18 protein-coding genes and 1 pseudogene are annotated in these 19,669 nt (G+C 73.8%); 13 read left to right on the top strand and 6 right to left on the bottom strand.

The features are described 5' to 3' along the window. Positions 1 to 256: 256 nt before the first annotated feature. From ACI1MP_RS28425 to ACI1MP_RS28415, 3 genes are all read left to right on the top strand, one after another. Positions 257 to 2,167 carry a DUF2264 domain-containing protein gene (locus ACI1MP_RS28425; RefSeq protein WP_404869769.1) on the top strand — a complete coding sequence of 637 codons (1,911 nt, stop codon included), beginning with the start codon at positions 257 to 259 and terminating at the stop codon, positions 2,165 to 2,167. A gap of 84 nt (positions 2,168 to 2,251) precedes the next feature. Next, positions 2,252 to 3,031: a sugar phosphate isomerase/epimerase family protein gene (locus tag ACI1MP_RS28420; RefSeq protein ID WP_404869768.1), complete on the top strand. Its 780-nt coding sequence runs from the start codon at positions 2,252 to 2,254 to the stop codon at positions 3,029 to 3,031. A gap of 111 nt (positions 3,032 to 3,142) precedes the next feature. Continuing rightward, positions 3,143 to 3,793: a DUF6928 family protein gene (locus ACI1MP_RS28415; protein ID WP_404869767.1), complete on the top strand. Its 651-nt coding sequence runs from the start codon at positions 3,143 to 3,145 to the stop codon at positions 3,791 to 3,793. 7 nt (positions 3,794 to 3,800) lie between these two features. On the opposite strand, the gene ACI1MP_RS28410 is transcribed toward ACI1MP_RS28415, so the two are convergent. Together ACI1MP_RS28410 and ACI1MP_RS28405 are read right to left on the bottom strand one after the other, a co-directional pair. Then, positions 3,801 to 4,439 (bottom strand): gamma carbonic anhydrase family protein, encoded by a 639-nt coding sequence (locus ACI1MP_RS28410; RefSeq protein ID WP_380336847.1) that lies wholly within the window; start codon positions 4,437 to 4,439, stop codon positions 3,801 to 3,803. A 59-nt stretch (positions 4,440 to 4,498) separates the two neighbouring features. Continuing rightward, positions 4,499 to 5,410: an NmrA family NAD(P)-binding protein gene (locus ACI1MP_RS28405; RefSeq protein ID WP_404869766.1), complete on the bottom strand. Its 912-nt coding sequence runs from the start codon at positions 5,408 to 5,410 to the stop codon at positions 4,499 to 4,501. Between the two features lie 104 nt (positions 5,411 to 5,514). Here ACI1MP_RS28405 and ACI1MP_RS28400 point away from each other — a divergent pair, with 104 nt between their 5' ends. After that, complete coding sequence (locus tag ACI1MP_RS28400) at positions 5,515 to 6,309, top strand: TetR/AcrR family transcriptional regulator (protein WP_404869765.1); 795 nt, start codon at positions 5,515 to 5,517, stop codon at positions 6,307 to 6,309. A gap of 21 nt (positions 6,310 to 6,330) precedes the next feature. Continuing rightward, positions 6,331 to 6,531, top strand: a pseudogene (locus tag ACI1MP_RS28395) (hypothetical protein); the annotation flags it as partial. Positions 6,532 to 6,690: 159 nt separating this feature from the next. On the opposite strand, the gene ACI1MP_RS28390 reads toward ACI1MP_RS28395, so the two are convergent. Continuing rightward, complete coding sequence (locus ACI1MP_RS28390; RefSeq protein WP_380336963.1) at positions 6,691 to 7,299, bottom strand: hypothetical protein; 609 nt, start codon at positions 7,297 to 7,299, stop codon at positions 6,691 to 6,693. 200 nt (positions 7,300 to 7,499) lie between these two features. Here ACI1MP_RS28390 and ACI1MP_RS28385 point away from each other — a divergent pair, with 200 nt between their 5' ends. Further along, positions 7,500 to 8,207: a GNAT family N-acetyltransferase gene (locus tag ACI1MP_RS28385; protein WP_404869764.1), complete on the top strand. Its 708-nt coding sequence runs from the start codon at positions 7,500 to 7,502 to the stop codon at positions 8,205 to 8,207. On the opposite strand, the gene ACI1MP_RS28380 is transcribed toward ACI1MP_RS28385, so the two are convergent. After that, positions 8,144 to 9,229, bottom strand: coding sequence for a substrate-binding domain-containing protein (locus ACI1MP_RS28380; RefSeq protein WP_043913207.1), 1,086 nt, complete (start codon positions 9,227 to 9,229; stop codon positions 8,144 to 8,146). The two genes, ACI1MP_RS28385 and ACI1MP_RS28380, sit on opposite strands and share 64 nt — an antisense overlap. Positions 9,230 to 9,432: 203 nt before the next feature. Here ACI1MP_RS28380 and ACI1MP_RS28375 point away from each other — a divergent pair, with 203 nt between their 5' ends. Next, positions 9,433 to 11,433, top strand: a complete 2,001-nt coding sequence (locus tag ACI1MP_RS28375) for a carbohydrate binding domain-containing protein (RefSeq protein WP_404869763.1) — start codon at positions 9,433 to 9,435, stop codon at positions 11,431 to 11,433. 25 nt (positions 11,434 to 11,458) lie between these two features. Here the strand turns inward: ACI1MP_RS28375 and ACI1MP_RS28370 are convergent, their stop codons facing one another. Next, entirely contained in the window at positions 11,459 to 13,069 is a 1,611-nt protein-coding gene (locus ACI1MP_RS28370; protein WP_380336857.1) for an ABC-F family ATP-binding cassette domain-containing protein, read from the bottom strand. A gap of 340 nt (positions 13,070 to 13,409) precedes the next feature. Between ACI1MP_RS28370 and ACI1MP_RS28365 the strand changes: the two genes are divergently transcribed. From ACI1MP_RS28365 to ACI1MP_RS28350, 4 genes are all read left to right on the top strand, one after another. Next, positions 13,410 to 13,892: a hypothetical protein gene (locus ACI1MP_RS28365; RefSeq protein WP_404869762.1), complete on the top strand. Its 483-nt coding sequence runs from the start codon at positions 13,410 to 13,412 to the stop codon at positions 13,890 to 13,892. A 12-nt stretch (positions 13,893 to 13,904) separates the two neighbouring features. Continuing rightward, entirely contained in the window at positions 13,905 to 15,551 is a 1,647-nt protein-coding gene (locus ACI1MP_RS28360) for an ABC-F family ATP-binding cassette domain-containing protein (protein ID WP_404869761.1), read from the top strand. Between the two features lie 214 nt (positions 15,552 to 15,765). Then, on the top strand, positions 15,766 to 16,446 hold the full coding sequence (locus ACI1MP_RS28355; RefSeq protein WP_380336864.1) for a nitroreductase family protein: 681 nt from the start codon (positions 15,766 to 15,768) through the stop codon (positions 16,444 to 16,446). Positions 16,447 to 16,585: 139 nt separating this feature from the next. Then, positions 16,586 to 17,179, top strand: a complete 594-nt coding sequence (locus ACI1MP_RS28350) for a GNAT family N-acetyltransferase (protein WP_404869760.1) — start codon at positions 16,586 to 16,588, stop codon at positions 17,177 to 17,179. Positions 17,180 to 17,309: 130 nt separating this feature from the next. On the opposite strand, the gene ACI1MP_RS28345 is transcribed toward ACI1MP_RS28350, so the two are convergent. After that, positions 17,310 to 17,930: a TetR/AcrR family transcriptional regulator gene (locus ACI1MP_RS28345; RefSeq protein WP_100586877.1), complete on the bottom strand. Its 621-nt coding sequence runs from the start codon at positions 17,928 to 17,930 to the stop codon at positions 17,310 to 17,312. 156 nt (positions 17,931 to 18,086) lie between these two features. Between ACI1MP_RS28345 and ACI1MP_RS28340 the strand changes: the two genes are divergently transcribed. Beyond that, positions 18,087 to 18,719 (top strand): FMN-dependent NADH-azoreductase, encoded by a 633-nt coding sequence (locus tag ACI1MP_RS28340; RefSeq protein ID WP_100586878.1) that lies wholly within the window; start codon positions 18,087 to 18,089, stop codon positions 18,717 to 18,719. A gap of 338 nt (positions 18,720 to 19,057) precedes the next feature. Continuing rightward, positions 19,058 to 19,624, top strand: a complete 567-nt coding sequence (locus tag ACI1MP_RS28335) for an NUDIX domain-containing protein (protein WP_404869759.1) — start codon at positions 19,058 to 19,060, stop codon at positions 19,622 to 19,624. Positions 19,625 to 19,669 lie beyond the last annotated feature (45 nt).

Genomic DNA, 19,669 nt, shown 5'->3' with positions numbered 1-19,669 from the left:
GGGACGGGTTGACCGCTATCTTGGGACGGCCTCCGATCAGACGTCAAGGGATCGGGATCAAATGATCTGCGTTGATCAATCGCGTTTGACCTGTTGAGCGCCGTTCACCTTGAGTTTTCGGCGTTTCTCGGGAGGTCACAATCAGATCAAGGAGATCATTCGATCAGTGATCCTTGACGGCACGATCGCCTCTTCCTAGGGTCGGCCGGACAGCCCCCGCGCCCACCCCGCGCCCACAGGAACCGAGGCCGCCGCCATGCCGCACCCGCTCCCCCTTCCGCCGGAAGACCGCGTGCTCAGCCCGCACACCGGCTGGACCCGGGCCCACTGGGAAGCTGCCGCCGACCACCTGCTGGCCGCCCTCCGCCCCTACGCCGGGCCCGCCAACGCCCTGATCAACCTCCCCGGCGCCCGTCCCAGCTGGTCCGGCCCCCGCTCGGACGGCCTGGAGGGCTACGCCCGCACCTTCCTGCTCGCCGCGATCCGGGTGGCCGGCGCCGACGGCGACGACCCGACCGGCCTGCTGGAACGCTACGCCGAGGGCCTCGCCGCCGGCACCCGCACCCCCACCGCCGAACGCGACCTCTCCGACGGCGACCTCACCTCCTGGGGCGTCATCACCGACTGCGGCCAGCCCATGGTGGAGGCCGCCTCCGTCGCCATCGGCCTGCGCCTGACCCGCCGCTGGCTCTGGGACCGCCTCGACCCCGCCGTCCAGGAACGCGCCGGCGCCTGGCTCGCCCAGGCCCTCCACCGCCGGCCGGTGGACAACAACTGGTGGCTCTTCCCGTTCACCGTCGGCGGCTTCCTCGCCGAGGTCGGCATCGACACCGACGCCGCGAACGCCGCCGTCGACCGCGGCCTGGAACGCATCGACCGCTGGTACCTCGGCGACGGCTGGTACACCGACGGCCGCCCCCGCGCCATCGACCACTACAACGGCTGGGCGCTGCACCTCTACCCCGCCCTGCACGCCCACCTCGCCGCCGACCCGGCCCTCACCGCCCGCTACGGGAGCCGGCTGCACGCCTACCTCGCCGACTACTCCCGGCTGTTCGACCACAACGGCGCGCCCGTCCACCAGGGACGCTCGCTCAGCTACCGGTTCGCCGCCGCCGCCCCGCTGTGGGCCGGCGCCCTGCTCGGCACCACCCCGCTCGATCCCGGCGCCACCCGCCGACTCGCCTCCGGCGCGCTGCGCTACTTCCTCGACCGCGGCGCCCTCGACGAACACGGACTGCTCACCCTCGGCTGGCACGGCCCCTACCCGCCGATCGTCCAGCCCTACTCCGGCCCCGCCTCCCCCTACTGGGCCTCCGGCGGCTTCCTCGGCCTCCTCCTGCCGCCCGACCACCCCGTGTGGACCGCCCCCGAGACCCCCTCCCCCGCCGAGACCGCCGACGCCGTCACCCCGCTGCCCGCCCCCGGCTGGCTGATCCAGTCCACCGCCGCCGACGGCCTGGTCCGCCTGCACAACCACGGCAGCGACGACCAGCCCGCGGACGCCCCCGTCCCCGACAACCCGCTCTACTCCCGCCTCGCCCACTCCACCCGCACCGGCCCCAGCACCGCCGCCGGCGACAACCACTTCGCCCTGCTCCTCGACGGCGAACCCACCGAACGCGGGCCCATCACCCCCCTCGGCGCGGGCCTCCTCGACGCCTGCGGCTGGGCCGCGTCCTCGCACCGGCCCCGCCACCAGGGAGCCGAACTGCCCGGTGTCACCGTCACCTCACTCACCCTCGCCCACGGCCCCGACGAAGTCCGGGTCCACGTCGTGCGCGGCGCGGCCCCCGGCGCGACCGTCCGCGAGGGCGGCTGGGCGGTCACCGGCGCCGCACCCGCCGTCTCCACCAACGGAGTCCACGCCGCCATCACGGGCGACGACCACCTCCGCACCGAACTCCGCGCCCTCCACGGCTGGACCGCGGCCAGCACCACCCCCGCCCCCGACGGCACGGCGTTCGGCGCCACCGCCACGGTTCCGCACCTGCACGGCACGGTCGACTCCACCACCGCGGTCTTCGCGAGCGCCGCCCGCCTCACGGCTGCCGCCGGCCCGCTTGCCCCGCTCACCGCCCTGGACCTCGCCGTCGCCGACGAGTCCCTCACCGTCACCTGGCCGGACGGGACCACCACCACCTGCGCGTTTCCCCCGGCCGCCTGAATCCTCGTCACCTCCCGCCCGCTCTCCTGTTCCTCCGCAGCCGGGCCACGGGTGGCGGGCGGGCAACTACAGCAAGGACCTGACGTGCCTCTCGCCTTCTCCACTCTCGGCCTCCCCGGCCACCCCCTGGACGCCGTCCTCGCCCTCGCCGCCGAGCACGGCTACCAAGGGCTCGAACTCCGCGCCGCCCCGAGCGAGCCCGTCCACACCGGCCTGACCTCCGCCGAACGCCGCGCCGCTGCCCGCCGGTTCACCGCCGCCGCCATCACCCCCCTCACCGTCGCCTCGTACATCGGCATCGCCGAGCCCGGCCCGGACGCGCCCGTCCTCGCCGACCTGCGCGCCCACCTCCACCTGGCCGCCGACCTGGGCGCCCCGTACGTCCGGGTCTTCCCCCGCGGCGGCTCCGACGTCCTCGAGGGCACCCGCACCGCCGCCCGCCGGCTCCTCCAACTCGCCGACACCGCCGCCGATCTGGGCGTCACCGTCCTGGTCGAGACCCACGACTCCCACCGCTCCGGAGCCGCCCTCGCCGCCCTCCTCGCCGCCACCCCGCACCCGTCCGTCGGCGCCCTCTGGGACGTCCTGCACACCTGGCTCTCCGGCGAGACCCCGGCCGAGACCTACCACCACCTCGCCCCCCGCCTCGCCTACACCCAGGTCAAGGACGTCGCCTCCCCCACCGACCTCACCCCCCTCCCCCTCGGCACCGGCACCCTCCCCCTCCCCACCTGCCTCGGCCAACTCCCCACCCCCACCTGGATCTCCTGGGAGTACGAGGCCCCCTGGCACCCCACCGCAGCCCCCCTCACCCCCCGACTGGCCGCCGGCCACGCCTATCTGACGGCCCTTCTGAACCGCTGACACCGCTCAGCGTTCGATTCGCGCTGCTCACGGGCAGACCCCTGCTCGACCTTGCTCGCCTGTCGGATCCTCCAACTAGCCTGCTGCGCACCGCGACAGGTGGAGGGCGCCATGGGGTACAGGACCAGTCTGCTGGTGTACACCGACGGAGAGGTGCCCGCTCTCCTGCGGCAGGCCGACGTGTCCGACCCAGGTCGGACCGTCGCCATGATGAAGCGCCTCACTCCCGGGCGAACGATCGAACCGACGGCCCCCGTCCGTCTCTGGGACGGGTTGTATCCGCCCTTCGGGGATGCGTTCGCGGCGAGTTTCCCCGGCGTCGACATCGTGTGCGATCGGCGACTGATCTCCGAACGGCCGTCCGAACTCCCCGCGCCGCTGGTGGCCGCGAGCGCCGGCCGACGACTCATCCTGCACGGCATGCACAGCGTCGTCGGCTGGTCCGCCTTCGCCGTCTGGGAGGACGGACGCCTCGTTCGCTCGCTGAGTCTGTGCCCCGACGACGGGTTCATCGAGGACCTCGGCGAACGGCTCCCCTTCGAAACCCCGTACTGGGCAGCCGATTGCAACGCCGACACCATTCCCTGGCCCGACCGGGCCGAGGACCCGAACGCGCTGCCCTTCCACGCCCTGGCCCTGGGCGTGGCCGCACTGCACGCGCTGTGCGGAATCGACCTCGACGGTCCGCCGGGGCCCAACGCGGTCGACGGTGCGGCCGTCCAGTTGCACGGGTTCGTGGCTCGGGGTCCGGTCGTCGGATGAGGGGGTGTCAGTCGGTGGCGGGGTGGTCGTCCAGGTGGGCGGCGTACTCGGTTGCGCGTACTTCGGCGATGCGTTCGTGGCGGGCCAGGCGGTCGGTCCAGGAGGCGTCGATGCCGAAGGCGGTGTTCGCGAATCCGAGGCGGCCGATGGCCTCCGGCACGGACGGGTCGCCGGGGGCCAGGAGTTGGACCGGGTCGCCGATGGCGAGCATCTGCGGGGGGACGAAGTACTCGTCGGGGAGCACGGTGCGGGCATGGACGAGCGCGGCGACGGCCACCACCGAACCGGCGCCGACCCGGGCCTCCTGCAGCACACTGGCGGAGGTGGCCAGGTAGCAGCAGCGCTGCACGGTGCAGCCCAGCAGGGTGGCGTGCGGGCCGACGAACACGTGGTCGGCGAGCCGGACGGGCTGGTCGGCGGCGACGGCGGAGGCCCGCAGGACGGCGTTCTCGGACACCACCGTCGCCTCCCCGATCTCGATGTACGAGCCCTCCGCGTCGAGCACCGCGCCGAACATCACCCGGGCACGGGGGCCGATTCGCACGTCGCCGACGAGTGCGGCGGTCGGCGCGACGTATGCGGTGGGGTGCACCTGCGGAGCTGCGCCGCGGTGCCTGATCCGGATTCCCTGCGAGTGCGTGGTCACGGGCCGGATCATCGAGGAGTGCGGCGCGCCCCCGCTGGCGGATATCGGACATGGCGTTCTCAGCTCCGGCCGCCCAGCAGTTGGGCGCGCAGGGCGGCGGTGCCGGTCTCGTCGAGCCAGGCCGAGAAGGTGCGCAGGCCGGGGTGGAGGACGCGCAGGGCGTCGATGTCGGCGTGCCAGCGGTGGCCGGCGGCCCACTGGCGGCGGACTTCGGCGAAGCTCGGGTGGAGCGCGGCGGCCTCGTCGTGGGTGAGCTGTCGGTAGCGGACGGCGATTCCGGTGGCGGCGCTGATCGCGGCGGCGGCCTCGACCGGGGTCAGGGCGTCGCCGGCCAGTTCCAGGGTGCGTCCGGCGAAGCGGTCGGGCTGTTCGAAGGCGAGGGCCGCGAACTCGGCGATGTCCTCCAGCGCGATGATCTGGACGGGGTCGTTCGGGCTGAACAGGTGCCGGTGCACGCCGTCGACGATGCCGTCGAGGCCGAGGCCGTTCGACCCGAGGTAGTTGGTCATGAAACGCACCGGGCTCAGCACGGTGACGAGCGGGATCCGCCGGTGCAGGTACTCCTCGATGCGCCGCTTCCCGGGCGCCGCGAACGCCGCGCCGGTGGTCGGGGCGACGCCGGTGAACACCACCTGGCGGATTCCGACGGCGGCTGCCGCGTCGGTCAGGTCGCGGCCGCGGCTGAACTCCAGTTCGTCGTCGAGGCCTTGCGGGCCGTAGGCCACGGGCGGCACGGCGAACAGGGCGGTGGCGCCGACCAGTGCCGGTTCGAGGCTCGCCGGGTGGTCGAAGTCGGCGCGGACCAGTTCGGCTCCGGCGTCCGCGAGGGCCACGGCGGCGGGCGCGGCGGTGTCCCGCACCAGTGCGCGGACCGGGTGGCCGGCGGCCAGCAGGCGGCGTGCGGTCGCGCCGCCCTGCTTGCCGGTGGCGCCGGTCACGGCGATGACGCCCCAGGTGGGTCCGTTGGTCATGTCGTCCTCCTTCTTCCCCGGGCCCGGTCGGGAACCGGTCGTCGACTCGGGGATCTGGGATACTTCAACCCGGTCGGCTCCCGGGGGACAAGGGGTTTCGTGACATGACGACAGTGGTCGACGGCGGCGACCGGACCGATGCCCGCCGCAATCGGGCGAAGGTGCTGGCCGCCGCCGGGGAGGCGTTCGCCGAGCACGGACTCGACGTCCCGCTGGGCGACATCGCGCGCCGGGCTGGTGTCGGCGCCGGCACCGTGTACCGGCATTTCCCCAGCAAGCAGGCCCTCCTCGAAGCGGTGCACGCCCAGCACCTGAACGACCTGATCGCATCCGGCGAGCGGCGGACGGCCCGATTCGCGCCCACCGAGGCGTTCTTCGGGTTCCTCCTGGAGGTGGTCGAGACGTCCCGGCGGCGCGGACCGGTCTGCGACCTGGTGACCGCCGACCCGAGTTGGCCGCGCCCGGTGCTGACGGCGGCCGTGCAGCGGTTCCGCCAAGTCCTGACGGCCCTGCTCCACGCGGCGCAGCGGGCCGGCGGAGTCCGCCCCGACCTCGGCCCCGAGGACGTCGCCTCGTTCGCCGTGGGGTGCACCTCGATGCTCACCGCACGCCGCGACCCTCAGGCCGGCCTCCAGCTCGTCCGGCTCGCCCTGGACGGGCTGCGGCCCTCCACTTCCGTCACGGAACAACTACCTTTTCGTGACACGCTCGGCGGCCGCCGGACGCTCGCCACCGCCTGCGAGGAGTGCGGGGCCGTACTCACGCCCCGCCCCACCGGCCGCCCGGTGCGCTACTGCGGACCCACCTGCCGCCAGCGGGCCCACCGCCGCCGCCCGGCCTCCGCTCCCTCTCCGACCGATGTCCCGCCCGCCTGCCGCAGCGCCGAGGTCCCGGCCTAGGCTCCCACCGTGACCGAGGAATTGAAGTGCACCCACGGCGGGAGTCCCGGTCTCGACCAGGGCTTCGTCGAGGACCGCGGTGAGGGCAGCCGGGGCGATGCCCGCTGGATCGCGGGCCCGCTGGAGCGTGGCCTGTTGGGCGGGGCCAGGCGCTTCGGCCGACCCCACTTCCAGATCGACGCCTTCCGCTGCCCGCAGTGCGGCCACCTGGAACTGTTCGCCCGTCAGCAGCTCAGCCAGAACCGGCCCGGCTCGCCCGGCACCCGCCGGAGGGAGCCTCACCCTCGCACCTCCCGATCCGGCGCAGCACCGGGTCGGTCTGCTGCACCAGGTGGGCGTGGAGCTCTTCGGCGGTGGTGAGCGGGCCGCGAACGGTCTTCCCTACTGCGACGCCGTCCCGGCCGGATGGCCGATCTCGGCCAGGTCCCCGGCGAGGTCGGCCAGGGTGAGTTCGGGGTTGAGGGCGGCCACCAGGTCCTCCGTCAGCGGCTCGCCGGCGAAGATCGCGCGGACGGCCGCCAGGTCGATCTCGGCCTCCAGGTACTCCTCGGCGTGCGCGTGGTACGCCTCCGGCCGGCGGTCCGTCAGCAGCGCGAACAGGGCGTCCGCACCGTCGGGGTCGGGTCCGGCGGGGAAGTCGATCGCGCCGTGCCGCCAGGCCGGGTCGGCGGTCTCGCGCCACAGGCAGGCCGTCACCACCGGGGTGCCGTTCTCGTCGCTGAACACCGGCTCGGCGACCTGCGCGGCGAACGCGGCGGGCACGTCGTCCAGTACGCCGGGCCACACCTGGTCGTCGTGGCCGTACGGGCTCATCTCCGCCTCGTGGGCGAACCCGCGCACGTACGCGCCGGCGGGTTCGAACACGATCGCGTACTCGTCGCCGCTGCCGTACCGCATCGAGGCCAGGTGCCGGCCGGCCGCCGCGTCCCACCGGCTGTCGTAGCCGAAGTACCGGTCCTCCCAGGCGGGGCGCAGGATCGCGTCCAGCACTGCCAAGGTCCGGCAGTGGCCCTGGAGTTCGGCGACGGAGGGCAGCGCCGCAGCAACGTGTTAACGGTCATACCGGCACCCAAGCAGGTCGTACCCACACTCGGCGCCGCACTCCGGCCCGCCCGCCGCTCCGCGCTCCGCCCCGCCCGCCGGCCCGAAAACCGGGTGCCCGCGGCCGCCGGGACGCAGCACAATGCCGCATGCTGATCGATCACTGGCCCGTGCTGGGCCTGCGACTGAGGACGCCCCGGCTGGAGCTTCGGCTGCCCGGGGACGAGGAATTGGCCGCGCTGGCGGACCTGGCGGCGGGCGGCGTCCACGCCGCGGACCGGATGCCCTTCCTGGTGCCGTGGACGGATCTGCCGCCCGCCGAGCGGGCCCGTTCGGTGGTGCAGCACCACTGGCGGCGGCTCGGCTCGTGGTCGCCGGACGACTGGGCGCTCAACCTCGCCGTGTTCGCGGACGGGCGGGTGGTGGGCCTGCAGACCGTCGCCGCGCGGGACTTCGGCGTGCTGCGGCAGGTGGGCACCGGGTCCTGGCTGGGCGCGCCGCACCAAGGGCGGGGCATCGGCACGGAGATGCGCGCGGCCGTCCTGCACCTGGCCTTCGCGGGGCTGGGCGCCGACGAGGCGGTCTCGGATGCGTTCGCGGACAACGCCGCCTCGGCCGCCGTCTCCCGCAAGCACGGCTACCGGCCGGACGGCGTCGAGCAGGTGGTGGTGCGCGGCCGCCGGATGACGTCCCACCGGTTCCGGCTGACCCGCGCCGACTGGGAGGCCTGCCGCACCACCCCCGTCACGATCGACGGCCTCGCGCCCTGCCTCCCCCTCTTCGGCCTACCGGGTCAAGCCCCGCCGTCGCCCCCGCAGGAGGTGCGGACCTTCAGGGTGGGGAGCAGTTCGACGTGATAGGCGGGGAGGCCGGAGCCGCCGTCGAGGCGGCGGAGCAGGAGTTCGAGGGCCGCGGCGCCGACGGACTTCTTGGGCGGGGCGACGGCGGTGAGCGGGGGTGCGGCGAGGGCGGCGAAGACGTCGTCGTAGGAGATCAGTGCGACGTCCTCGGGGACGCGCAGGCCGCGGGTGCGCAGCAGCGGCGGGAGTTGGATGGCGTCCTGGTCGTTGTGGACGAGGACGGCGCGGACGCCGTCGGCGGTGGCTTCGGCGATCTGCTGGGCGACCCATTCGGGGTCGGGGACGCCGGCGGGGGTGCCGGGGCGGTGCATGTCGATGACGGGGCGGGTGCGCAGGCCGAGCAGGTGGACGGCCTCGGCGTAGCCGGTGCGGACCTGGTGGGCCGTCCAGGTGTCGGCGCGGGCGGCGAGCAGCACGGTGTCGTGGCCGAGGGCGGCGAGGTGGCGCAGCGCGAGCAGCACGCCGTGGCGGTGGTCGGAGCCGACGGCGTCGAGTTCGGCGGCGGCGCTGCCGGGGTCGGCCTTGCGTTCCACCAGGACGGCGGGGACGGGGAGTTCGGCGAGCCAGTGGTGGTGGTCGGGGTGGTGTGTCGGGTCACCGGGCTGCCAGTTGGGGGTGAGCAGCAGGCCGTCGACGCCGGATTCGAGCAGGCGCTCGACCTGGGCGCGGTCGTCGCGGGCCTCGTACGCGGCGATGCCGAGGACCAGTCGGGCGCCGGCGGTGGCGGCGGCGGCGCGGGCGCCGGCGATCACTTCGTCGAAGTAGGAGCCGACGGTGGGGACCAGCATGCCGATGACCCGGTCGTGGCGGCCGGGGCGGGCGTTCGGGCCGCTGTCGGGGAGCGAGACGGAGCCGTGCGAGCGGGCGAGTTCGCCGGCGTCGGCGAGGGCGGCGACGTCCCGGCGGACGGTGACCGCGGGGATGCCGAGGCGGGTGGCCAGGTCGACCACCCGGACGGTGCCGAGGTCGCGCACGACCTGCAGGATCCGTGCCCGGCGTTCGTCTGCCGTGACGGTCATGGCGTCCTCTCCTGGTGAGCTCCGCGGGCCCGGTCGGGCCGCGGCGGCAGGTGCGGTGGACCAGCGCCACCTCTGCCGATCAATTTTTATCATTCGATCGCCATTCGATCGAAAGGTCTGAAGTTATTGACTCGATCAGATGGTCAACCTACGGTGCGGAACCGGGCGCCCCATCCCACCCTCCATTCTCGGGAGTCCCAACGATGCTCCTGCACCGTTCCCTTCGGCGTGCCCTGCCTCTGGCCCTGGCCGCCGCCACCCTCCTGACCCCGGCGCTGCCGGCGGGCGCGGCGAGCGCCGCCGCCGGCAGCGCCTGGTACCTGGACTGTTCGGCCGCCGCCGACGGCTCGGGCAGCCAGGCCAGTCCGTGGAACAGCCTCGCCTCCGCCAACGCGCACCTCTTCCAGCCCGGCGACCAGTTGCTGCTCAAGCGCGGCGCGACCTGCACCGGCACCCTGCAGCCGCAGGGCTCCGGAACGGCCGGCGCGCCGATCACTCTGGCGGGCTACGGTACCGGCACCGCCCGCCCGGTGGTGGCCGGCGACCCGGCGAGCAGCCAGAACGCGGCCGTCCGCCTCTACAACGTGGAGCAGTGGGAGATCCGCGACTTGGAGATCACCTTCCGGGACACCGCCGCTGCCAAGCGGGAGCGCAACGGCCTGCTGGTGGAGATCGCCGACCTGCCGAGCGGCGTCGGCACCCACTACCTGGTGGACGACGTGTACGTGCACGACGTCAACGGCGACGCCACCAAGTGGTCCAACGGCATCCAGTTCCGGGTCTCCGGCACCACCACCCCGACCAACTTCGACGACGTCACGGTGCAGAACTCGCAGATCGCGCACGTCGACCGGGAGGGGCTGACCAACCGCTCGACCTGGATGTGCCGGCCGAGCTACGGCACCGGCGACGGCTGCGGCACCACCAACAACTGGCGGGCCAGCACCCGCCTGGTGTTCCGCGGCAACACCGTCCAGGACACCGGCGGCGACGGCATCGTGGTGCGGGCCGCCGACCACGCGCTGGTCGAGCACAACACCGCCTTCGACCTGGCGATGCGCCCGATGGGCTCGAACGCCGGGATCTGGACCATCAACTCCGACTCCACGACGATCCAGTACAACGAGGTGCACCACGTGCGCCGGCTGTCCGACAACAACGACGGCATGGCCTTCGACTCGGACTACGGCAACAACGGGGCGCTGTTCCAGTACAACTACAGCCACGACAACCAGGGCGGCTTCATGCTGTTCTGCGGCGCCTGCGGGGCGGGCTCGTCCTCGACCGGCACGGTGGTGCGCAACAACCTGAGCCGGGCCGACCAGAGCCGCTGGCTGTTCGCCGTCGGTGAGAAGAACGCCCGGATGTACAACAACACCGTGTACCTGCCGGCCGGTTCGACCACCCCGATCATCCAGCAGGGCTCGGGCACCTCGACCACCGCGCTCAGCGGCAACCTCTTCCACAACCTGGGCAGCGGCGGCTACACCGGCTTCGGCACCAGCGCCTACAAGCCCGGCGACTTCAGCTGGGACGCCAACGCCTTCTGGGGCGCCCACCCGGCCAACGAGCCGACCGACGCCCGGAAGGTGACGGCCGACCCGCAGCTTGCGAACCCGGGCGGCGCCGACCCGGCCGACTACCGGCTGGGCGCCGCCTCCCCGGCCCGGGGCGCGGGCGCCGTCGTCCCCGCCAATGGCGGGCGGGACTACTTCGGCGCCCCGGTGCCGCAGGTGTGCCGCCCCGACATCGGCTTCCAGCAGGCGAGTGCCTTCGACGACGCGACCTGCAGCGCGCCCGACCCCGTCCGCAACGGCGGCTTCGAGGCCGGGACGCTCGCCCCGTGGACGTACTACGGCGGCGTGCAGTTGGACACCGCCAACGCGCACAGCGGCACCGCCGCCGTGCGGGTCGGCCCGGCGCAGGCCGCCGCCGAACAGATCGTCTCCGTGCAGCCGGGCACCAGCTACCGGCTGACCGGTTGGGGCAAGGTGTCGGCGGCCGGCACCGAACTGTCGCTGGGCGCCAAGGAGTACGACACCGCCGGCTCCAGCAACCGGGCGGCGTTCACCACGACCGCCTGGAGCCAGGGCTCGGCCGTCTTCACCACCGGCCCGACCGCCACCACCGCGCGCATCTACTGCTATGCGCGCAGCGGCAGCGGCTACGGCTGGTGCGACGACGTGACGGTCACCAAGGTCTGAGCGGCCGCCACCCGGCGGGCCGGGCTCAGCGCGGGTCCACCGCGTGGAGCTCACCCCCGTCCCACTCCAGCCAGCGGGTGATGCCGATCTCCCGCAGGAACGGGTAGTCGTGGCTGGCGACGACCAGCGTGCCCCGGTAACCCGCCAGGGCCTGGGTGAGCTGGCGGACGCTGGCCAGATCCAGGTTGTTGGTCGGCTCGTCGAGCAGCAGCAGCTGCGGCGGCGGGTCGGCCAGCAGCAGGGCCGCCAGCGTCGCCCGGAAGCGCTCGCCGCCGGAGAGCGTGCCGGCCTGCTGGTCGGCCCGGGCGCCGCGGAACAGGAACCGGGCGAGCCGGGCCCGGACGTCGTTGTCCGTGGCGGCGGGGGCGTACGCCTTGACGTTCCGGAAGACGGTGGCTCCGTCGTCCAGCACGTCGAGGCGCTGCGGCAGGTACCGCATCGGCACCGGCGTGGTGATCATGCCCTCGGCGGGCGCGAGCTCCCCCGCGACGGTGCGCAGCAGCGTGGTCTTGCCTGAGCCGTTGCGGCCGATCAGGGCGACCCGCTCGGGCCCGCGCAGCTCCAGGTCGACCACTCCGCCGTAGGCCAGCCGGACGCGTTCGAGCTGCAGCACGCTGCGCCCGGCGGGGACGGCGGTGCGGGGCAGGTCGATGCGGATCTCCGCGTCGTCCCGCACCGCCTCCTCGGCGACGGCGAGGCGCTCCTTGGCCTCGTTGAGGCGTTCGGTGTGCATGCCGCGCAGGCGGCCCGCCGTCTCCTCGCCCTTGCCCTGGAGCTTGTCGGCGAGGGCCTTGGGGTCGTTGCGCCGCACCGAGCGGGCCTTGCCGTAGGCCGCGGACTTGGCGAGCCGCTGGGTGGCCTCGACCAGATCCCGCTTCTGCCGCTTCACATCGGCCTCGGCGTTGCGGACCAGGCGTTCGGCGCTCTCCTGCTCGGCCGCCAGGGCCGCCCGGTAGGCGCTGAAGTTGCCGCCGTACCAGGTGACTTCGCCGTCCCGCAGGTCGGCGATCTGGTCGACCCGCTCCAGCAGCTCCCGGTCGTGGCTGACCAGCAGCAGCACGCCCGGGAAGGCGGCCACCGCGTCGTACAGCCGCGCCCGCGCCTGGGCGTCCAGGTTGTTGGTGGGCTCGTCGAGCAGCAGCACGTCGGGGCGGCGCAGCAGCAGCGCGGCGAGGTGCAGCAGGACGGCCTGGCCGCCGGAGAGTTCGCCGGTGGTGCGGTCCAGGTGCAGCCCCGCCAGGCCGAGGCGGTCGAGGGTGGCGCGGGCGCGCTCCTCGACGTCCCAGTCGTCGCCGATGGCGGCGAAGTGCCGTTCGTCGACGTCTCCGGACTCGATGGCGTGCAGGGCTTCGCGCTTGGCGCGGATGCCGAGCGTCTCGTCCACCCGCTGGTCCGAAGCGACCGTCAGGTCCTGTGGCAGGTAGGCGAGTTCACCGGCGATCCGGACGGTGCCGGAGGCCGGGGTGAGCTCGCCCGCGATCAGCCGCAGCAGCGTGGACTTGCCGGCGCCGTTCAGGCCGACCAGCCCCGTCCGGCCGGGGCCGACCGCGAGGTGGAAACCGCTCAGCACGGGGCGGCCGTCGGGCCATTCGAAGCCGAGGTCGGTGCAGAGGATCGAGGTGGTGGGTTGCGCCATGGAGGGCCTCCGTCAGTTGCCGTGGAAAAGGGGACAACACGGGGAGACACCGGGGACGCGGCTGCGAGAAGGGCCGTCACGGGAAAGCAGAAACCCGCACGGGAGCCATGGATCGCTGCCCAGCCGAGGTCGCACTCGCGCCCGCACGCCGAGAAACCCGGAAACAACACGGGTGTGGCGTGGCGCGGTGTCTCATGACCTCAGACAAGCAACGGCCTTCTCCAGACATGCGGGAATGTGACGCCTCCGAGCGTACGGAACCCCTGCCGCCGGGTGCAACGGAATTAAGTCCCGTCTCTTCGGCCAGACGCTGTCAGCGGCTCCCGCCACGCTGACGGGCGTGGGCGAGGGCGAGTCCCGGCAGCTGATCGAGGAGTGCCGCCCGCCCGGCGCCGACCCGGTCGCGGAGCGGCCGGCGGCCGCGCTGGAGAACCGGCCGGCCGCCGGCCCGGTCGCGCTGGTGACGGGCTTCGCCGGGCAGCTGTCGACGATGCCGTACCGGCTGGACCACCGCGAGCCGGGCGAGGAGCCGTCCGGTGACGGGTTCCTCCACACCCGCGCCGCCGGGGTCGCCGCCGGCCGGGCCGAGTACCTGGCCGTGCCGGCCGACTCGGGCCGGTTCGCGCCGTACGCCGCGGAGTACGTCCGGGCGGAGCCGCTGCTGTACGTCCCTGACCAGGCGTACCGGCGGCTCACCGGCGAGGAGTGGAACCGCGGCACCGCCCACAGCTACGAGTCGTATTCCGACACCGAGGGCCGGGCGCAGCCCCGGCCGACGGGGGTGCAGGCCGGCCCGGACGGGGGTGCTTCGGGCGGCGTCTAAAATCGACTCATCATGAGTGCCACTCTCGTCGTCAAGGATCTCGCCGCCGGTCACGGTGAGCGCACGCTGTTCGCCGGGCTGGACCTGGTCGTCGCCCCCGGGGACGTGATCGGGCTGGTCGGGGTGAACGGCGCGGGCAAGTCCACGTTGCTGCGGCTGCTGGCCGGGCTGGACGCGCCGGAGGGCGGCAGTCTGAAGCTGAGCCCGCCGACCGCGAACGTCGGGCACCTGCCGCAGGAGCCGGAGCGGCGGGAGGGCGAGTCGGTGCGCGACTTCCTGGCCCGCCGGACGGGCGTCGCGGCGGCGCAGGCGGCGCTGGACGAGGCGACCGAGGGCCTGGTGGAGGGCCGGCCGGGCGCGGACGATGCGTACGCGGTGAGCCTGGACCGCTGGCTGGACCTGGGCGGCGCGGACCTGGAGGAGCGGGCCGAGGAGGTCGCCGACCAGCTGGGCCTGAAGGTGTCGCTGGACCTGCCGATGACGGCGCTGTCCGGCGGCCAGGCGGCCCGCGCGGGCCTGGCCTCGCTGCTGCTGTCCCGGTACGACGTGTTCCTGCTGGACGAGCCCACCAACGACCTGGACCTGGACGGCCTGGAGCGCCTGGAGGCGTTCGTCAAGGGCCTGCGCGCGGGCACCGTGCTGATCAGCCACGACCGCGAGTTCCTGGCCCGCACCGTGACCAGGGTGCTCGAACTGGACCTGCACCAGCACCAGGTGAACCTGTACGGCGGCGGCTACGAGTCGTACCTGGAGGAGCGGGCGATCGGCCGCCGGCACGCCCGCGAGCAGTACGAGGACTACGCGGACACCAAGGCCGGCCTGGAGGCGCGCGCCCAGATGCAGCGCAACTGGCTGGAGCACGGTGTGCGCAACGCCCGGCGCAAGGGCGGCGACAACGACAAGAAGGCCCGCGCGCAGCGCGCCGAGTCCACCGAGAAGCAGGCCGCGAAGGCCCGGCAGACACAGCGGATGATCGAGCGACTGGACGTGGTGGAGGAGCCCCGCAAGGAGTGGGAGCTGCGGATGGAGATCGCCCCCGCGCCGCGCTCCGGCTCGGTGGTGGCGACGCTCCGTCAGGCCGCCGTCAAGCGCGGCGAGTTCGCGTTCGGCCCGGTGGACCTGCAGATCGACTGGGCGGACCGGGTGGCGATCACCGGCGCCAACGGCGCGGGCAAGTCGACGCTGCTGGCGGCGCTGCTGGGCCGGCTGGAGCTGGACTCGGGCAGTGCGGTGCTCGGCTCGGGCGTGCAGATCGGCGAGGTCGAGCAGGCCCGCGGCCACCTGTTCGGCGACGACGCCGAGCGTCCGCTGCTGGAGGCGTTCTCCGCCGCCGTGCCGGACCTGAACCCGGAGGACGTGCGCACCCTGCTGGCCAAGTTCGGCCTGAAGGCGGTGCACGTGCTGCGCCCCGCCGCGACGCTGTCGCCGGGCGAGCGGACCCGGGCGGCGCTGGCGCTGCTGCAGGCCCGCGGGGTGAACCTGCTGGTGCTGGACGAGCCGACGAACCACCTGGACCTGCCCGCGATCGAGCAGTTGGAGTCGGCGCTGGCCTCCTACACCGGCACCCTGCTGCTGGTCACCCACGACCGGCGGATGCTGGACACGGTGAAGGTGAACCGTCGGCTGGTGGTCGCGGACGGCCGGGTCACCGAAGCCTGACGGGCGGGGCCGCCGGCCATCGATTCGCCGGCCGCCGACTCGCCGGACGCCGGCGGCACGGTTCGCCGGGGCCCGACGACCGGGTCGCCGAGACCTTGCGGCCGGGCCGCCGAACCCCGGCGCCCGCGTCGCCGGGCCCGGCCGGCAAGTCCTGGCAAGTCCTGGCAAGGTCGGATCTTCCACTCGGCGCTCGCCATGTGCTGTGCTGTCGCCCATGGTTGACAGTGCATCCAGCACCGAAGCGCCGTCCTTCCCGACGGTGCCGCTGCGTCCGATGAGCGTGCCCGCCGACGAGGCTGCGGACCGCTGCCGGGACTTCCACGAGGTGATGGCACAGCGCCGCACCGTCCGCGACTACTCGACCCGTCCGCTGCCCGAGGGCGTGCTGGAGTGGGCGATCCGCACGGCGTCGACCGCGCCCAGCGGCGCGCACGTGCAGCCGTGGCGGTTCGTGGTGGTGACCGATCCGGAGCGCAAGCGGCGGCTGCGGGAGGCCGCCGAGGCGGAGGAGCGGGAGTTCTACGCGCACCGGGCGTCCGAGGAGTGGCTGGCGGCACTGGCCCCGATCGGCACCGACTGGCGCAAGCCGTTCCTGGAGGACGCGCCCGCGGTGATCGTGGTGTTCGAGGTGCACAAGGGCCCCAACTCGCCGCGCCCCTACTACACCAAGGAGAGCGTGGGCATCGCCGTCGGCCTGCTGCTGGCCTCGCTGCACCAGGCGGGCCTGGCCACGCTGACGCACACGCCGAGCCCGATGCGCTTCCTGAACGAGGTCTGCGAGCGCCCGCAGGAGGAGCGCGCCGCGTACGTGATCCCGGTCGGCTACCCGGCGGACGACGCCCGGGTGCCGGACCTGGAGCGCAAGCCGCTGGACGAGGTGCTGGTGCGGCTCTGACGGACCGGCGGACAGCGCGCGGGTCCGCGCGGCGCTCCGGGCGCGCGCGACCCCGCCCCGGTCCGGGCCGTGAACGAGCCGTGAGGGTACGGAATATCTCCTGGTCAGCGCGGTCGGACATGGCCCATACTTCCGGATCATGAGCCACTCCACCGACGCACCTGACAACACGGTGCGACCGCTGACCCCGGGCCGACCGCCCGAGCTGCTGCCGATCGGCGGCGGCGCGCACCTGCGCCGCCGCCGGCTGGCGGACGCCGCCGCGCTGAACACCGCGGTGCTCGCCAACCTCGACCACCTGCGCCCGTACATGCCGTGGGCCGCCGACGCGCCGACGCTGCCGGAGAGCGAGCAGCTCTCGGTCCGCGGCGAGCAGGTCTGGGACGAGGGCACCGACTTCATGTACCTGCTCGGCCTGGACGCCGAACCGGACGTGGTGATCGGCGGTTTCGGCCTGCACGGCCGGATCGGCCCGGGCGCGCTGGAGATCGGCTACTGGGTGCACCGCGAGCACGTCGGCCGCGGCCTGGCCACCGCCGCCGCCCGCGCGCTCACCGGGGCCGCGCTCGCCCTGCCGGGCATCACCCGGGCGGAGATCCACTGCGACGAGTCGAACGCCGCGAGCGCCGCCGTGCCGCGCAAGCTCGGCTACACGCTGGACCGGATCGATTCGGCGGCGCCGACCGCCCCGGCAGAGACCGGTCGCAAGATGATCTGGGTGACGGGCTCCTGACCCACACGCGGCAGAACTGACGGGGACGGACGGCGGCCGTCCCCGTTCTGCATGCCCGCCGCCAACGCCTCACGCCCCGCCCGGCGAGCCGCTCAGTGTCCGGCGCCCCGCTCAGCGTCCGGCGCCCCGCTCAGCGTCCGGCGAGCCGTTCGATCAGGGTCTGCCAGCCGTCGGCGAGCAGCGCCCCGAGGTCGCCCTGGCAGCGTTCGGCGCGCTGCTCGGCGGTCGACCGGTCCATCGCCAGGAAGACCAGCGGGGGGCCTTCGAGGGCGCTGGTGAGCTGGAAGGCGAGCGTCTCCGGGTCGGGCAGGCCGAGCCGGGCCTGCTTGAGCAGCATCCCGATGTGCGGCTGGGTGAACACCGGCCCGCCGGCCGGGACGGGACCCTTGCGTTCGACCGCGGCGCGCGCGATGTCCTGCCGCGCCAGCAGGAAGTGCGTCCGTTCGCGGCCGTAGGCGATCAGCCGGTCGACCGGGTCGGCGCCGGGGCCGAGCGGGGGCGCGCCGGACAGCACCGCGGCCTGGAAGCACTGTTCCTCGGCGTCCAGCAGCGCGCGGAAGATGCCGGCCCGGGTGCCGAAGCGGCGGAAGACGGTGCCTTTGCCCAGGCCGGCGCGTTCGGCGAGCCCGTCCATGGTGACTTTCTCGGTGCCGAGCTCGGCGATCATCGCGCGGGCCGTGCACAGCAGGGCCTCCCGGTTGCGGGCCGCGTCCGCTCGCTCGACCGGGGGCTTGCCGAAGGGGACGTCCATGGCTGCCAATTTACCTTCCGAGCGAAACGGGGTAAAGTCCGCTTCATCGAAGCGGGGTAAAGTCCGCTTCAACGGAGGCCCGCCCGGCCGCCTTCCCCACCCTGCCCCGCCGCGCCCGCTGCTTCCCCGGCAGGCCGAGATCCGAGGAGATCTGTCATGCACCTGTTCCGCCTGGACGCCAGCATCATGGGCCCCAACTCGACCAGCTCCGAGCTCGCCGACACCGCCCACGCCGAGTGGGAGGCCGCCCACCCCGAGGGCACCGTCACCCGCCGCCACGTGGGCGCCGACCCGCTGCCCGGCGACGTCTGGACCCACGCCACGCTGGCGGGCTTCACCCCCGAGGACCAGCGCACCGACGAGCAGCGCACCGCCGCCGCGCTCGGCGCCGAGCTCGCCGAGGAACTGCGCGCCGCGGACGCCGCGATCATCGCCGTGCCGCTGTACAACTGGGGCGTCTCGCAGCACTTCAAGACCTGGGTCGACGTGGTGATCGCCGGCGCCGGCCCGTCCGCGCAGCTGCTCAAGGACAAGCCGGTCCTGCTGGTCACCTCGCTCGGCGGCGGCTTCGCCCCCGGCACCCCGCGCGAGGGCTGGGACCACTCCACCCCGTACCTGGAGCGCATCCTGCGCGACGTCTGGGGCGCCGACCTGACCGTGGTCCGACGCGAGCTGACCCTGGCCGCCGTCAACCCGGCGATGGAGAGCCTGCGCGACCTGGCCGCCGAGTACCACACCCAGGCGCTGGACGCCGCCCGCGACGCCGGCAAGAACCTGGTCCGCGCCTGACGGACCGTCGACGAGCGGGCGCCGGAACGGGGATCCCCGTTCCGGCGCCCGCTCGTCCGCAGGCGGTTCCGGCTCCGCGGACAGCGGTCGAGCCCGGTCCGCGGGTCCGACGAGAGCGATCCGCATGCACCCGCTCGACGCCGCCCGACTGCCCGCCGCCATGGATCCATTCCCCGGAGCGCACCGCGCTGCTCGCCGAGCCGTCGGAACGACCGGGAGGCCACCGTCGGATGACCTTCCGGTGCGGTGAATTGACGTACGCCCACCGGAGGGTGACGTTCCGTCGGATTCGTTGACCCCCGGGTCCGGTTCCGCCCGCCCAGGACTACGATCGATCGATGACGGACACGACGCGCAGAACAGACGACAGAGCCGCGATCGCAGCCAGGTTCCCGGCCCTCCACGCACCGCAGCGCTGGGAGTGGGGCGGCATCGACGCGCAGTTCACCACGGAACTGCCGCCGGACGAACTGGTCACCAACATCCACCTGGTGGGTTTCTCCGAGGACCGCGTGGTCCTCTGCCGCGACGTACGCGGCCACTGGTTCCTCCCCGGCGGCACCCGCGAGGCCGCCGAGAGCATCGACTCCTGCCTGGCCCGCGAACTCCGCGAAGAGGCGGGCGCCCGCCTCACCGGCCCCCCGACCTGGATCGGCCACCACCTCGCCGTCTCCGACGGCCCCGTCCCCTACCGCCCTTGGCAGCCCCACCCCGTCAAGGCCTGGCTCTGGGGCTGGGCCGAAGTCCTCGTCGACTCCGCCCCCACCAACCCCGCCGACGGCGAACAGGTCCTCGAAGTCCGCCTCACCACCCCCGAAGAGGCCCAACACCTCCTCGCCCACCACCGAGACCCCTGGTGGCCCGAACTCATCGCCCTCGCCACCGAAGCCCGCGCCGCCGGCTGACGGCGACGGCCGGCCCCGTGGGACCGGCCGTCGGGCGGGGGCTCG

This window comes from Kitasatospora griseola (assembly GCF_044999035.1).
GTDB classification, from domain to species: domain Bacteria; phylum Actinomycetota; class Actinomycetes; order Streptomycetales; family Streptomycetaceae; genus Kitasatospora; species Kitasatospora griseola.
Note: the sequence above shows the minus strand (reverse complement) of the source record. Positions and strands in the feature narration are given on the sequence as shown.